Origin of the sequence: Sphingomonas panaciterrae (genome assembly GCF_036890205.1) — a bacterium.
GTDB lineage: Bacteria > Pseudomonadota > Alphaproteobacteria > Sphingomonadales > Sphingomonadaceae > Sphingomonas > Sphingomonas panaciterrae.
In genome coordinates this window covers 26,937-39,879 of record NZ_JAKNQR010000004.1, presented here as the reverse complement: position 1 = coordinate 39,879, position 12,943 = coordinate 26,937, and the positions used below count along the sequence as shown (strand labels likewise).

Annotated in this window: 16 protein-coding genes; 9 read left to right on the top strand and 7 right to left on the bottom strand. The window is 69.1% G+C overall.

Annotated features, from left to right (window positions below; all coding sequences use genetic code 11):
- The first annotated feature begins 71 nt into the window (after positions 1 to 71).
- From L8F96_RS11945 to dmeF, 6 genes are all read left to right on the top strand, one after another.
- On the top strand, positions 72 to 1,937 hold the full coding sequence (locus L8F96_RS11945) for a copper resistance system multicopper oxidase (RefSeq protein WP_334656102.1): 1,866 nt from the start codon (positions 72 to 74) through the stop codon (positions 1,935 to 1,937).
- Positions 1,934 to 3,148 carry a copper resistance protein B gene (locus L8F96_RS11940; protein WP_334656101.1) on the top strand — a complete coding sequence of 405 codons (1,215 nt, stop codon included), beginning with the start codon at positions 1,934 to 1,936 and terminating at the stop codon, positions 3,146 to 3,148. Before L8F96_RS11945 ends, L8F96_RS11940 begins: the two co-directional genes overlap by 4 nt.
- A gap of 37 nt (positions 3,149 to 3,185) precedes the next feature.
- Positions 3,186 to 3,629 (top strand): DUF305 domain-containing protein, encoded by a 444-nt coding sequence (locus tag L8F96_RS11935; protein ID WP_066686856.1) that lies wholly within the window; start codon positions 3,186 to 3,188, stop codon positions 3,627 to 3,629.
- Between the two features lie 41 nt (positions 3,630 to 3,670).
- Positions 3,671 to 4,372: a PepSY domain-containing protein gene (locus L8F96_RS11930; RefSeq protein ID WP_125944785.1), complete on the top strand. Its 702-nt coding sequence runs from the start codon at positions 3,671 to 3,673 to the stop codon at positions 4,370 to 4,372.
- Between the two features lie 15 nt (positions 4,373 to 4,387).
- Entirely contained in the window at positions 4,388 to 4,798 is a 411-nt protein-coding gene (locus tag L8F96_RS11925) for a DUF305 domain-containing protein (protein WP_125944784.1), read from the top strand.
- A gap of 121 nt (positions 4,799 to 4,919) precedes the next feature.
- Positions 4,920 to 5,891: a CDF family Co(II)/Ni(II) efflux transporter DmeF gene (gene dmeF, locus L8F96_RS11920; RefSeq protein ID WP_334656099.1), complete on the top strand. Its 972-nt coding sequence runs from the start codon at positions 4,920 to 4,922 to the stop codon at positions 5,889 to 5,891.
- Between the two features lie 33 nt (positions 5,892 to 5,924).
- On the opposite strand, the gene L8F96_RS11915 is transcribed toward dmeF, so the two are convergent.
- From L8F96_RS11915 to L8F96_RS11895, 5 genes are all read right to left on the bottom strand, one after another.
- Positions 5,925 to 6,140 (bottom strand): hypothetical protein, encoded by a 216-nt coding sequence (locus L8F96_RS11915; RefSeq protein WP_125944782.1) that lies wholly within the window; start codon positions 6,138 to 6,140, stop codon positions 5,925 to 5,927.
- A 459-nt stretch (positions 6,141 to 6,599) separates the two neighbouring features.
- Positions 6,600 to 7,688 carry an acyltransferase family protein gene (locus tag L8F96_RS11910; protein WP_334656098.1) on the bottom strand — a complete coding sequence of 363 codons (1,089 nt, stop codon included), beginning with the start codon at positions 7,686 to 7,688 and terminating at the stop codon, positions 6,600 to 6,602.
- Between the two features lie 172 nt (positions 7,689 to 7,860).
- Positions 7,861 to 8,430, bottom strand: a complete 570-nt coding sequence (locus L8F96_RS11905; protein WP_069318677.1) for an RNA polymerase sigma factor — start codon at positions 8,428 to 8,430, stop codon at positions 7,861 to 7,863.
- Positions 8,427 to 8,867, bottom strand: coding sequence for a periplasmic heavy metal sensor (locus tag L8F96_RS11900; RefSeq protein WP_066686836.1), 441 nt, complete (start codon positions 8,865 to 8,867; stop codon positions 8,427 to 8,429). Before L8F96_RS11900 ends, L8F96_RS11905 begins: the two co-directional genes overlap by 4 nt.
- Complete coding sequence (locus L8F96_RS11895) at positions 8,864 to 9,139, bottom strand: hypothetical protein (protein ID WP_069318675.1); 276 nt, start codon at positions 9,137 to 9,139, stop codon at positions 8,864 to 8,866. Before L8F96_RS11895 ends, L8F96_RS11900 begins: the two co-directional genes overlap by 4 nt.
- A gap of 145 nt (positions 9,140 to 9,284) precedes the next feature.
- Here L8F96_RS11895 and copC point away from each other — a divergent pair, with 145 nt between their 5' ends.
- The gene (gene copC, locus L8F96_RS11890; RefSeq protein ID WP_069318734.1) at positions 9,285 to 9,659 is read left to right on the top strand and encodes a copper homeostasis periplasmic binding protein CopC; all 375 of its coding nucleotides are present in this window, start codon (positions 9,285 to 9,287) and stop codon (positions 9,657 to 9,659) included.
- 2 nt (positions 9,660 to 9,661) lie between these two features.
- Entirely contained in the window at positions 9,662 to 10,588 is a 927-nt protein-coding gene (gene copD / locus L8F96_RS11885; RefSeq protein ID WP_334656097.1) for a copper homeostasis membrane protein CopD, read from the top strand.
- A gap of 37 nt (positions 10,589 to 10,625) precedes the next feature.
- Here copD and L8F96_RS11880 read toward each other — a convergent pair whose 3' ends face one another.
- Entirely contained in the window at positions 10,626 to 11,342 is a 717-nt protein-coding gene (locus L8F96_RS11880; RefSeq protein WP_334656234.1) for a glutaredoxin, read from the bottom strand.
- A gap of 109 nt (positions 11,343 to 11,451) precedes the next feature.
- Between L8F96_RS11880 and L8F96_RS11875 the strand changes: the two genes are divergently transcribed.
- Positions 11,452 to 11,844 (top strand): MerR family transcriptional regulator, encoded by a 393-nt coding sequence (locus L8F96_RS11875; protein ID WP_079246837.1) that lies wholly within the window; start codon positions 11,452 to 11,454, stop codon positions 11,842 to 11,844.
- Positions 11,845 to 12,062: 218 nt separating this feature from the next.
- Here the strand turns inward: L8F96_RS11875 and L8F96_RS11870 are convergent, their stop codons facing one another.
- Positions 12,063 to 12,917: a cation diffusion facilitator family transporter gene (locus L8F96_RS11870; protein WP_334656096.1), complete on the bottom strand. Its 855-nt coding sequence runs from the start codon at positions 12,915 to 12,917 to the stop codon at positions 12,063 to 12,065.
- Positions 12,918 to 12,943 lie beyond the last annotated feature (26 nt).

Here is a 12,943-nt window from a genome sequence, read left to right as displayed (position 1 = left end):
ACGATCGAGGGCTAAGGGCGTCCGGCGCGTATCAGAAGGCAGATCCACCTATGGCAGACACCGGAACATCCATGACGCGCACCATCGATCGCCGCCAGCTTCTGCGCGGTGCCACGCTGACCGGCGGCGGCCTCGCTCTCGCGGCCTACATGCCCGCCTGGGCGCAGTCGGTATCCGCAGGGATCGTCAAGCCGCTGCCGACGGTGTCGGGCGAGGACATCACCCTGCGCATCGCGCACCAGATGATGATGATCGACGGTCGCGAGAGCCACGCCATCGGCATCAACGGCACGGTGCCGGCCCCGCTCATCCGCCTGCGCGAAGGCCAGAACGTGCGGCTGCACGTCGAGAACGCGCTCGACGAGGACAGCTCGATCCACTGGCACGGGCTCATCCTGCCGTTCCACATGGACGGCGTGCCCGGCGTCAGCTTCCCCGGCATCAAGCCGCGCTCGACCTTCACCTACGAATTCCCGATCGTGCAGTCGGGCACCTACTGGTATCACAGCCATTCGGGCCTGCAGGAGCAGCTCGGCCACTACGGCCCGATCGTCATCGACCCCAAGGGCGTCGACCCGATCCAGTCGGACCGCGAGCACGTGATCGTGCTGTCCGACCACAGCCAGATGCACCCGCACATCATCTTCAAGAAGCTCAAGCAGCAGGGCGGCTACTTCAACTTCCAGAAGCAGACGCTGGCCGGCCTGCTCGCGGGCAAGGACCAGTCGGCCAAGGAACGGCTGGAATGGGGCGCCATGCGCATGGACCCCACCGACGTCTCCGACGTGACCGGCAGCACCTACACCTATCTCGTCAACGGCCACGGCCCGCGCGACAACTGGACCGGCCTCTTCCGCCCCGGCGAGCGCGTGCGGCTGCGGATTATCAACGCCTCGGCGATGACGACCTTCAACTTCCGCATCCCCGGCCTCAAGATGACCGTCGTTCAGGCCGACGGCCTGCCGGTCCGCCCCGTCGCCGTTGACGAAATGCAGATCGCGGTCGCCGAGACATACGACGTCATCGTCCAGCCCGCCGACGAGCGCGCCTACACGATCGTCGGCGAGAGCGTCGACCGGTCCGGCATGGCTCGCGCGACCCTCGCGCCGCGTGCGGGCATGGCCGCCGCCGTCCCGCCGCTGCGCCGCCGCCCGCTCGCCGACATGAAGGACATGGGCATGGGCGGCATGGATCACGGATCCGGCGGATCGATGGCGGGCATGGACCATTCCGCCATGGACCCCGCCAAGCCGGCAGGCGCGGCGGCGCCGGCATGTCCGCCGGAACACGCCGCCATGGGCCATTGCAAGCCGACCGGCGACGCTGCGTCCGGCGGCGGTCAGCAGGGCGCGATGGACCACGGTTCGGGCGGCATGGATCATTCGATGCGCGACTTCTCGGTCGCGCCGGAGGTCAAGACGACGCCGACCGTGCAGACCATTTCGCCGATGCCGGTCGACCGGATGGGCGAGCCGGGTCAGGGCCTCGACGACGTCGGCCACAAGGTTCTGGTCTACACCGACCTGATGGCGGTCGACCGCAACCCGGACGTGCGCGCGCCCGACCGGTCGATGCGCATCCACCTCACCGGCAACATGGAACGCTACATGTGGGCGTTCGACGGCGAGAAGCTCAGCGAGGTCAGGAAGCCGATACCGTTCCTGAAGGACGAGCGGGTGCGCATCACGCTGGTCAACGACACGATGATGGGTCACCCGATCCATCTGCACGGGCACTTCTTCGAGCTCGTCACGGGTCATGGCGAGTTCGCGCCGCGCAAGCACACGATCCAGGTCCAGCCGGGCGGCACCGCCACGTTCGACGTCACCACCGATGCCGTCGGCGACTGGGCGTTCCACTGCCACATGCTCTACCACATGCACGCCGGGATGATGCAGGTCGTCTCCGTCCGGCCGCGCGACGGAGATACGAAATGAGCCTCGTCCTCAGCGCCATGCTGCTGGCTTCGGCCGCCCAGTGCACGCCCGAACACGCGGCGATGGGCCATTGCAAGATGCCCGTGGCCGCCAAGCCGAAGGCTGCGGCGGCCAAGCCCGCGCCGAAGGCGAGGCCGAAGCCGAAGGCTAAGCCGAAGCCGGCGGTCAAGGCGCCTGCGCGTCCGGCACCGCGTGCCTCAACGTCGCCATCATCCGCCGCGGCGGCCCCAGGTGCGGCACCGATCGATCCCTCGTGCCCGCCCGAGCATGCGGCGATGGGCCACTGCACGCCCAAGACGTCGGCGGCGCAACAGTCGGCACCCGCTGCGGCTGCTGCACCTGCGCCTGCGGCTGCGGCCGCGACCGATCCCGATTGTCTGCCCGAGCATGCCGCGATGGGTCACTGCACCCCCAAGGCGACCGCGCCTGCCGTCTCTTCGGCCCCCATGGGCAAGGGCGGCACCGCGCTGCCGGCCGGGAACGCACCCGCGCCCGCTGCGCCGGAGGCGAACTACGCCGATCGCGTGTGGGGCCGCGACGCGATGGCACCCGCGCGGACGGCACTGCGCCGCGAGCATGGCGGCATGTCGTATTCGCAGCTGATGCTGAACCTTGCCGAGGTGCAGTTCCGCGACGGCCGTGACGGCTACAGGTGGGACGGCGAGTTCTGGTATGGCGGCGACATCAACCGCCTGACGATCAAGAGCGAGGGCGAAGGGACGTTCCGCGAGAATACCGAGGGCGAGGTGCAGGCGCTCTACAGCCGGGCCGTCGGGCCCTATTTCAACCTGCAGGCTGGCGTCCGCCAGGACTTCGGGCCCGGCCCGGACCGCACCTACGCCACGGTCGGCTTCGAAGGGCTTGCGCCCTACTGGTTCGACGTCGAGGGCGCGCTGTTCCTGTCCGACAAGGGCGACGTGTTCGGGCGCCTGGAAGGCTATTACGACCAGCGGATCACCCAGCGACTCGTGCTGCAGCCGCGCGTCGAGCTGAACCTGTCGGCGCAGGACGTGCGCTCCAGCGGCCTGGGGTCCGGACTGACGGACGCGGAAGCCGGGCTGCGGCTGCGCTACGAGATCAAGCGCGAGTTCGCGCCTTATGTCGGCGTGTCTTGGGAGCGCAGGCTCGGCGACACGGCGCGCTATGCCCGCGCCGCGGGCGAGGGCACCGGCGGCTTCAGCGTGGTGGCGGGCGTTCGCGCCTGGTTCTGATTGGCCGGGGGGCGAGCGGGCAGCAGGGAGTAGCCGGATGAAGAACCCCTATGTGAACCTCGCGGTGCAGTCGCTGGTCGGCGGCATCATCATGTATTTCGTCATGTTCGTGATGATCGACCGCCTGTCGAGCTTCTACAACAACCTCAACATGTTCTACATGGCGCTGATGATGGTCACGCCGATGATCGTGCTGATGATCGTCGCCATGCCGCACATGTTCCCGTCGAAGCGCGCCAACGGCTTGCTGCTGGTCGGATCGATCGTCGTGTTCGTCGCGAGCTTTGCGCTCATCCGCACGCAGACGACGATCGGCGACACGGCGTTCCTGCGGTCGATGATCCCCCACCACTCGGGCGCGATCCTGATGTGCCGCGAGGCGTCGCTGCGTGACCCCGAGCTGAAGACGCTGTGCCAGGACATCATCCGCTCGCAGCAGCAGGAAATCGATCAGATGAAGGGCATGCTTGCGCGCCAGTGAGGCGCGCCTGACGTCAAGGGGGGCGAATGCGAAGCACGAGGATGCAGCTGCACATAGGCGCGAGCCGGCTTCACCGCTGGCTGGCGCTCGTCGTGGGGGTTCAGCTCCTGCTCTGGTTCACCAGTGGTCTGGTGATGAGCCTGCTGCCGATCGAGCGCGTGCGTGGCGAGCATCTCGTGCAGCGCGAACCCGCCGGGGTGCTTCCGACGCGGTCCTATGCCCCGCTGGAGCGGATCGCGGCGGGATCGCAAATACGCAGCGCGCGCTATCGCCTGCTTCTCGATCGGCCGATCGTCGAGATCGAGACCGCGCCGGGCACGTTTCGGATTCACGATGCCTTGACCGGGGCGCTGCTTCCCGCGGTCGGTGCCCCGGCCGCGGGCGAGATCGCATCGGCCGCCTACACGGGCCGACCGAAACCCCTGTTCGAGGTGACCCGAGTCACTGCCAACACCGCCGAGTATAAGGGACGGCTGCCCGCCTGGCAGGTCGCGTTCGCCGATCCGGATGCGACGCGCGTCTATGTCGACGAGGCCGGGCGGATCGCCGCCGTGCGCACCGAAACTTGGCGCTTCTACGACTTCTTCTGGGCGCTCCACATCATGGACTGGAGCGAGCACGAGAACTTCAACACGCCATGGCTCAAGGCCTTCGCCGCCGGGGGGCTTCTGCTCGCGATCGCCGGGACGATCCTGCTCTATCTGCGCTGGCCGAGAAGAAGGCGCCGCAGGGCGGAGGGGTAGCCGGCGCTCCCGCGTATGGTGGATGAGCGGGGCAACTGGAGAGTTCGTGTGAGAAAAGCAGTCCTGAGCGCCATCGCCCTCGCCGCCATCGCGGGCGGCACCGCCGTTGCGCAGCAGAGCGGCCATGCCGGTCACCGCCAACCGGGCGGAATGACGATGCAGGCGACGCCTGCCAATCCATATCCGCCGGCCGAGATGCGGATGCACGAGAAGATGATGGCCGCCGTCGGCGCCGACGCGACGGAGACCTGGGTCCGCAAGATGATCGAGCACCATCGCGGCGGCATCGAGATGTCGCGCATCGTGCTGCGCGAGACCCGCGACGCCCGGGTCCGCCAGATGGCGACGAAGACCATCGCGGACCAGACGCGGGAAGTCGGGCAGCTCAACGCGTGGCTGCGCGCGCGCGGCAAGCGCACCCAGTGACCCCCCGGCCCCCGCTGCGGCGGGGGCCACCGGCCGCTTCCCAATCGAGGCGCCCGACTGTTCGGGATCGGACTGAGCCTGTATAGGCGCCGGTCAATTTTACCTTCACCCGGGGCAGCCCATGCACCACGATCAGACCAGCGCGCATGTGCACGAACACGTGTTCCTGGGCGACGCACATGACCATCACGCCCGGCGCACGCGCTACGTCGTCGTCCTCACCGCCGCCATGATGGTCGTCGAGATCGTCGCCGGCTGGCTCACCGGCTCGATGGCGCTGCTTGCCGACGGGTTCCACATGGCGACCCATGCAGGGGCGCTCGGCGTCGCGGCGCTCGCCTACGGCTATGCCCGCCGCCACGCTTCCGATGCGCGCTTCACCTTCGGGACCGGCAAGGTCGGCGAGCTCGCCGGGTTTGCAAGCGCGCTCGTGCTGGCCCTCATAGCGCTTGGGATCGGGGCGGAGTCGATCATGCGCCTCTTCGCGGTGTCGACCATCGCCTATGGCGAAGCGCTCTGGATCGCGGTTCTCGGCCTCGCCGTGAACCTCGTCAGCGCCTGGCTGCTCGGTGCCGATCACCACCAGGGGCATTCGCACGGACATGACCACCATGGTCACGACCACCATGCCCATGGGCACGGCCATCACGACAACAACCTGCGTTCCGCCTACTTCCACGTCCTGGCCGATGCGCTGACGTCGGTCCTGGCCATCGTCGCGCTCCTCGCGGGGCGCTATCTCGGGTGGACCTGGGCCGATGCCGCGATGGGCGTCGTCGGCGCGGTCGTCATCGCCCGCTGGTCGTGGGGGCTGCTGCGCGACACCGGCCGGGTGCTGGTCGACGCAAGCGCGAATCCAGGGCTCGAGCAGGAGATCCGCGAAGGCATAGAGGACGGCGATGCGGTCATCACCGACCTGCATGTCTGGCAGGTCGGCCCCGGCAAGTTCGCAGCGATCGTCTCGCTCGTCGCCGACCAGCCGCTGTCACCGGCCGAATACGCCGCGCGGGTGACGATCCACGAGGAACTGGTCCACGTCACGGTGGAGCCGCACCGCTGCACCGGCGGACACCCGCAATTGCGGGCGGCTTGATTTGCGGGGGCGGCATGGCCGCTCCCGCCCCGATCACTTCTTCGGAGTGCCCGACATGTCATGGCCGGCGTGATCGCCGCCCTTCTTCATGTCGTGGCAGCAGTCCGACTTCTTGCCGTCCTTCTCCTTGCAGCAGTCCGCGCCTTCCTTGCAGCAGGCCATGTCCCTGCAGCAGTCGGCGGTGGCTGCGGCCGCAGCGCCCGAGATGGTCAGCGCCAACGCGGCGCCCATGATCTTCAACGTGTTCATGTGATATTCCTCTAACTCGATGTTCGTGTGCGAAGTCGGCGGGTCACGCTCGAGGAGGGGGCGGGATCAGCGCCAGGCTCATGCCGGCCATCACCAGCCCACCGGTTTCCAACGCTGCCGGAGGCTTAGGCGCCGAGGCCTGAGGTGAAGGTGACATCGGGGGCACGGCCACGCAGGCGGCGCCACAGGTCGCCTGGACGTTCTTGCGATCGCCGTCCTTGCTGCGTTCATGGGACCCAGCCATGCCATGGCAATCCATGTTAGCATCGGCGCGTGCTTGCGCGACTAGCGGGACTGGCTGGAGCATCCCCGCACACGCGGGGCCCGCGCGCACAACGAGCATGACGCCGATGAGCGCCAAGGCAAGCATGCGGAACGGGTGTGATCCGGACATGGCGACCGTTTTAATGCAGCGGCGTGGCAGCCACAACACTCGATCCAGCAAAGGCGGGCGCTTGCTCATTCGCTAGCGGATCTGGGATGGGCTGGCTGCCGGGGCATGCGCGACAGCGCGTCGCGGAGACGGCCGGTGTGGCGCTCGGTGCACCAGGCGAACGCCCAGCAGAACGCGACGGTGATCGAGACGGCGGCAGCCACCATGGCCATACCGACGGTCGTTGGTGGCAGGCGCTGCTCGTTTATGACGATGCCGGCCATCAGCGCGAGCAGCGGGAAGTGGACAGCGTAGAGCGAGAAGCTCGCCTTCGAACCGTAGGACGCCAGCGGCCGGGCCCATGCAGGCAGGGCCGGATCGACGCGCATCAGCGTGTGGAGAAGGACCGCGAACGCCGCGGCGAGCGGCAGCTCCAGGCCGTCCAGCCCGCGCAGCCGCACGACGACGAGCATCGCGGCAAACATCAGCGCGGAAAGGACCAGCCAGCCGCGCGGCGGAGGCGCCTTCGCGTCCCGCTCGCCGTTCGCCCAGTGGAGCAGCGTGCCGCAGAGCCAGCAGCCGAAGCCGATCGCCAGATGTGGGTTGAACGCGATCAGGCCGGCGGTGATCAGCAGTGGCGACGGCCGGCGGGAGCGCAGGCTGACCGCCAGCGCGGGAAACCAGATGTAGAACCAGAACTCGAACGCCAGGCTCCAGAGCGGCCCGTTGCTGCCGAACGGCGCCACCAGAATGGTCTGCAGGAAGAGGAGGTTGCCGATCAGCGCGCGCCAGCCGAGCGTGTCGGGGAGGTCCGGCCGCATGACGTAGGTGTCGGTCAGGCCGCGGTGGGTGGTCGAGCCGAGCAGTTCGAGTCCGATCCAGTCGAGCACGCCGCCAAGCGCCAGCGCGGGCACCAGCACGATGCCGAGGCGCGAGAGGCGGTCGATCAGATAGGGTTGCCAGCGCCAGCCGCGATCGAGCCGCCGGCTCACGCTGCGCGTGATCCAGAAGCCGCTCAGGACAAAGAAGAGGATGACGCATGCGTGCGAATAGCCTGCGAGAAGATACCCGGCGGTCGCGGGCACGGACGCGGGCTGCCGAAAATCCTCGATGAGCAGATACCATGCGTGCGCGAACGCGACGGCGGTGGCGAGAACGCAGCGCATCGCGTCCATCCACCCGAAGGCCCCGGCACCGGCGTCACGGCGAAGGTGGCTGGGCTGCCAGCCTTCCCGTCTTTCGTCCTTCGGTCGCGGCGTATCCCCCATGGGTGCGAATACGGCTTGTGCCCTGCCAGCCCTCGCCGCCCGATTCAGCGATCATCTGCCTCGCGCGCCCCTGCGGGCGTCAGTTCCGGCCGAGCAGCTGCGCCAGGGTCAGCCGGGCCCGCCGGATGCGCGTCTCGACGGCCTTCTCGCTGATCGCGAGCACCTCGCCCGCCTCGGCCTGGCTGAGCCCATCGACCGCGCAGAGCACGAGCGGCTCTCGCTGTGACGACGGCAGCTGCGCCACGGCTCGGGCCAGCCGGTCGAGCTCGGCTCGGTCGGACGCCTGCACGTCCTGCAGGGGCTGGTCGTCGGCATGCAGCTCGGCGATCTCCTCGACGGGCGTGGCCAGGCCGAGCATACGCCTGACCGCGCGCCGGCGGGCCCAGTCGCGCGACTTGTTGAGCGCGATGCGCGCGAGCCACGCCGACATGGGCCGGTTCGGATCGAACCGGCGGAGCGCGCCGTGGGCCGATACGAACGTCTCCTGCACGAGGTCCAGCGCCTCGTCCGCGTCGGCGACGTTGGCGAGGATAAGGCGGTAGACCCGCTGGCGGTGCCTTCGCATGATCTCGGCGAACGCCTCGTCGTCCCCGGCAGCCGAACGGCTTGCGAGGTCGCCATCGGCGAGTGCCGCCAGATCGGCCCTCACCGGTCGCCGGTGGTCAGCGACTTGGTGACCGCGCGGTCGAATGCCGCCCTCTGCTCGGGGCGCAGCACTTCGCGCATGGCGAACACGTGCGTGAGCGTCGCCTTCTGCAGCTCGCCCATGGCGCGGTGCGACGCGTCCACGGCCGCGGCTACCTTGGGGCCATTCCCGTGCTCGGCCTCGATGGCGGCGGCGAGCCGCGCGTTGTCGGCGCGCAGCTCCGCCTCCAGCGACTTGCGCTTGCCCGCGAACTCGCGCTCGAGCTGCTCGATGCTGGCTTCCTGACTGGCATCGAGCTTGAGGTCATGGTGCAGCAGGGCGTGCAGTTCCGACGTCTGCGCATGCCGCGCCGGGATGAGCACGCGGCCGACGAACACGCCGCCGATCGCGGCGAGGAAGGCGACGACCGCGACCAGCGCGGTCCAGCGTCCGCGCGTCATCGCTCGGTGAGCAGCAGCGTCGACGGTGCGAGTGGACCCGCCACGCCGAAGGGATCGATGGGGGCGGCGCTCGCGGGCGAGGCCGCGGGGCCGGCAGTCATCGTGCCCAGCACGATCGCACCGACGGCGGCGAAGGCGACGGCGCCGATGCCGGTCCGCGCGCTCGTCCGGTTGGCCCGCACGCGATTGAACACGGCCGCGTCGATCGAGCTCAGCCCGGGATGCTCGTCGTCGGCGACCCGACGGAGTGCGGCATCGAGATCGAAGTCCATGTGGTTCTCCATTCCCCCTAATACGGGTTAGTTGCTAGCAGCCCTCGCCGGTGCGCGCAGTCGAGAAGTGCACCGACGTCCGCGAGGGTCCGAGCGGCGCGGCGCGTATTCCTCGATGATCCCTGATCTCACGATGGAGTCGAAGATGCGTTTCCAAGCTGTCGTCGCCGCTGCCGCCCTCATGGCGATCGCGGCACCTGCCATGGCCCACCCCAAGCTGGTCTCGGCCAATCCGGCGCCGAACGCCACGGTCGCACCGACGGCGCGGGTCCAGGTGACCTTCACCGAGGCGCTGCTGCCCAAGCTCTCGGGCGCGGACATCGTGATGACGGGCATGCCCGGGATGGACTCGCACCCGCCGATGAAGATGCCTGCCAAGATGGCCGTCAGCCCTGATCGCAAAACGATGATCCTCACGCTGGCGAAGCCGCTGCCCAAGGGCACCTACCGCCTCGATTGGCACGGCGTGTCGGCCGACACCCACCGGGTCAAGGGCAGCTACGCCTTCAAGGTCGCCTGACGATGGACTGGGCGGGAATCGCCATCCGGTTCGCGCTCTACCTCGACCTGATGCTGGCCTCCGGCCTGGCGGCTTTCGCGCTGACCGCGCCGGCCGGCACCGCCAGGGTCATGCCGCTGCGTGCGGTGCTGGTCGCTTGCGGGTGCCTTGGCCTCGTCCTTTCCGCCGGTGGGCTGCTCGTCATGACGGCCGCCATGGCCGGCACGACGCTGGCGCAGGTCGATCGCGAGGCTCTGACGATGATCGTGGACGAGACGCCGTATGGCGCCGCCTGGACGATCCGGATGGTGGCGCTGGTCCTGGCGGTCGGATCGGCGTCGACCGTCCGCGGCACGGTATCCGCCCGGGTGCGCACCGCGGCGTCGGCAGCCGCCTTCGCGTTGGCGGCCGCCACGCTGGCCTGGGGCGGTCACGGTGCGATGAGCGAGGGCGCGCTCGGCGCGCTGCACCTGGGCGCCGACATCTTGCACCTGCTCGCGGCCGCGTTCTGGATGGGGTCGCTTCTCGGTCTCGTCCTGCTCGTCGCCAGACCGGCGGCGAGGATGGACGCCGGGCATCTCAATCTGTCCTGGCGTGCGCTTCACGGCTTTTCCCGCGCAGGCACGGCTTCGGTTGCGATCATCGTCGTCACGGGGATCGTGAACGGCTGGCTGGTTCTGGGACCCGACGGCCTGTCCGGCCTGACCTCGACGCTCTACGGTCAGCTGCTGCTGGCTAAGCTCGCGGCGTTCGCGGCGATGGTGGGGCTGGCATCCTTGAACAGGTTTCGGCTGACCCCGGCCCTTGGATCGGTCGCGTCATCGGGGGCGGCGCGACGTGAGATCGGCGCGTTGCGGCTGAGCCTGGCGTTCGAGGCCGCGCTGGGTATCGCGGTGCTGGCGCTCGTCGCGTGGCTGGGCACGCTGGAGCCGGTCTCGGCGGCCGGATGACGGTGCGAGCAGCTGCGCGACGGCTGCCCGCACGGCCTCACATTCCGCCCCTGCCGGTCAGCATCCAGACCGCCATCGCGATCATGCCGAGATTCTCGGTCAGGCTGACGAAGCCGAGCGGCACGTTCGAGCTGCCGCCGACGCACGCGCACTTTAGCTCGCGTTTGTCGATGTAGACCGCCTTGAAGACCGAGACGCCGCCTACCGTGCCGATGAACAGCGCGATCGGGATGGAGAGCCAGTTCAGCGCGCCGGCCACCATGAGGACGCCGGCCAAGCCCTCGGCGAAGGGGTAGACGTAGCCGTAGCGGACCCAGCGCTTGGCGAGCAGGTCGTAGTTGAGGAACATGGTCGAGAACTTCTCGACGTCCTGCAGCTTGAGCAGCGCCAGGACGGCCATGCTGAACCCGCCGAACCACTGCAGCGCGTGGAGCGTGAACGGCATGCCGAAGGCGGCATGGCTCGCCGCCAGCGCGAGCAGCGCGGTCATGGCGAAGAGCGCGATGACCGGGCGGTAGCTGGTGGCGCCGGGTTCGGCGACGTGCAACCCGAAGTGCCGCCGCAGATCGTCGTATCCGCCGATGCGCTCGCCGCCGATGAACACCTGCGGCGTGGTCTTCACGCCGTGCTCGGCCTTGAAGGCGTCGGTCTCGGCGCGCGTGGTGAGGTGATGGTCCTCGACCTCGAAGCCCTTGCGCCGAAGCAGGTCCAGCGCCTTGAGCCCGTAGGGACAGGTGTGTTCGGGCATCACCATGCGGTGAAGGACGGCGGTGGGACGGGTCGACACGGGTGCGCTCCTCGTTTGCGGTTCAACGGCACCCGGCCCATATGGGGTCCGTAGTATGGTCCGGAGTCAAGAGCCTATGTCGAGGATGACGATCGCGAGGCTGGCGAAGGCCGGCGGGGTGGGCGTGGAGACGGTGCGCTACTATCAGCGGCGGGGTCTGCTGCGCGAACCCGAACGGCCGGGCGGCGGTGGCTTCCGCAGCTACGGCGAGCCCGATGTCCGGCGCCTGCGCTTCATCCGCTCGGCACAGGGCGCCGGGTTCACCTTGGACGAGATCGGCGAGCTTCTCGAGCTGGACGCGATCGATGACAGGGCTCGGGCTCGTGAGCTGGCACGCTCCCGGGTGGCCGCGCTCGATGCCCGGATCGCGGAACTCCAGGGCGCCCGTGCGGCGCTGGCGCGGCTGGCCGACGCCTGTGCCGGCGGCTCCGCCGGGGCCTGCCCGATCATCACCGCCTTCGAGCCGTGATCACCTGCGCCGCGGATACGACCGCCACGGCCGCTGCGACGGCGTAAGGGTGAGCCCCAGCACCTGCGCCCGGCCTCGCAGGCCGTCGATCGTCCTTCCCATCTCCCGCGCAATCTGCGCCGTCTGCTGGCGCGCCTCAAGGCGGACGCGGAGTTCGGCGTCGTCCTCGTCCGTCCCACCGGCCCGGCGCTCGCCGCGCCGCCGGCGGCTTCCCGTCGTCAGCTATGGAGATGCCCGCTCTCCTCGCACGCCTCGCCCGGTCCCTCGGTCTGGATCGTCGCGTGCTCGATGCCGAACCGCTCGTCGATCAGCCCGGCGACCGCCTTGCGGACGGTGTTGGCATCGGCGCCGGCTGCCAGCGTGACGTGCATCGTGCAGCTGACGTCGTCGTTGGACATCGACCAGACGTGCAGGTCGTGGAGCCCCGCGACGCCGGGGACGGCCGAGACCGCCGCCCGCACCTCGACCAGCCGCAGGCCCGACGGCACGCCCTCGAGAAGCACGTTCGTCGTGTCGCGCAGCAGGAGCCAGGTCCGCGGCAGCACCCACAGGCCGATCGCCACGGCGACGATCGGGTCGATCCACGTCCAGCCGGTGAACTTGATGGCGAGCGCGCCGACGATGACGCCGACCGACCCGATCATGTCCGCCCACACCTCGAGATAGGCGCCCTTTACGTTGAAGCTGCCGTCCTTGCCGGCGGTCAGCAGCCGCATCGAGATCAGGTTCACGACGAGGCCGATCGCGGCCACGATCAGCATGCCCCACGACTGCACCGGCTCTGGATCGGTGAAGCGCTGGATCGCCTCGACGAAGACGTAGATCGCGATGCCGAACAACAGGACGGCGTTGAAGGCGGCTGCCAAGATCTCGAAGCGCCGATAGCCGAACGTGCGCTTGTCGTCGGGCGGGCGCTGCCCGATCCGGATGGCGATCAGCGCGATCACAAGCGCGGCGACGTCGGTGAGCATGTGGGCCGCGTCGGACAGCAGCGCGAGGCTGTTGAAGACGAAGCCGCCGATGACCTCCGCCACCAGGTAGGTGGACGTGAGGGCGAGCGCCCAGCCGAGCATCCTCGCGTTCGCGCCGGCGGTGTGGT

What these genes read in the sequence shown, in the direction of transcription:
- L8F96_RS11945 (WP_334656102.1), top strand. Translation starts at nt 72, where the DNA reads ATGACGCGCACCATCGATCGCCGCCAGCTTCTGCGCGGTGCCACGCTG.
- L8F96_RS11940 (WP_334656101.1), top strand. Translation starts at nt 1,934, where the DNA reads ATGAGCCTCGTCCTCAGCGCCATGCTGCTGGCTTCGGCCGCCCAGTGC.
- L8F96_RS11935 (WP_066686856.1), top strand. Translation starts at nt 3,186, where the DNA reads ATGAAGAACCCCTATGTGAACCTCGCGGTGCAGTCGCTGGTCGGCGGC.
- L8F96_RS11930 (WP_125944785.1), top strand. Translation starts at nt 3,671, where the DNA reads ATGCAGCTGCACATAGGCGCGAGCCGGCTTCACCGCTGGCTGGCGCTC.
- L8F96_RS11925 (WP_125944784.1), top strand. Translation starts at nt 4,388, where the DNA reads ATGGTGGATGAGCGGGGCAACTGGAGAGTTCGTGTGAGAAAAGCAGTC.
- dmeF (WP_334656099.1), top strand. Translation starts at nt 4,920, where the DNA reads ATGCACCACGATCAGACCAGCGCGCATGTGCACGAACACGTGTTCCTG.
- L8F96_RS11915 (WP_125944782.1), bottom strand. Translation starts at nt 6,140, where the DNA reads ATGAACACGTTGAAGATCATGGGCGCCGCGTTGGCGCTGACCATCTCG.
- L8F96_RS11910 (WP_334656098.1), bottom strand. Translation starts at nt 7,688, where the DNA reads ATGGACGCGATGCGCTGCGTTCTCGCCACCGCCGTCGCGTTCGCGCAC.
- L8F96_RS11900 (WP_066686836.1), bottom strand. Translation starts at nt 8,867, where the DNA reads ATGACGCGCGGACGCTGGACCGCGCTGGTCGCGGTCGTCGCCTTCCTC.
- L8F96_RS11895 (WP_069318675.1), bottom strand. Translation starts at nt 9,139, where the DNA reads ATGGACTTCGATCTCGATGCCGCACTCCGTCGGGTCGCCGACGACGAG.
- copC (WP_069318734.1), top strand. Translation starts at nt 9,285, where the DNA reads ATGCGTTTCCAAGCTGTCGTCGCCGCTGCCGCCCTCATGGCGATCGCG.
- copD (WP_334656097.1), top strand. Translation starts at nt 9,662, where the DNA reads ATGGACTGGGCGGGAATCGCCATCCGGTTCGCGCTCTACCTCGACCTG.
- L8F96_RS11880 (WP_334656234.1), bottom strand. Translation starts at nt 11,342, where the DNA reads ATGGTGATGCCCGAACACACCTGTCCCTACGGGCTCAAGGCGCTGGAC.
- L8F96_RS11875 (WP_079246837.1), top strand. Translation starts at nt 11,452, where the DNA reads ATGTCGAGGATGACGATCGCGAGGCTGGCGAAGGCCGGCGGGGTGGGC.
- L8F96_RS11870 (WP_334656096.1), bottom strand. Translation starts at nt 12,917, where the DNA reads ATGCTCGGCTGGGCGCTCGCCCTCACGTCCACCTACCTGGTGGCGGAG.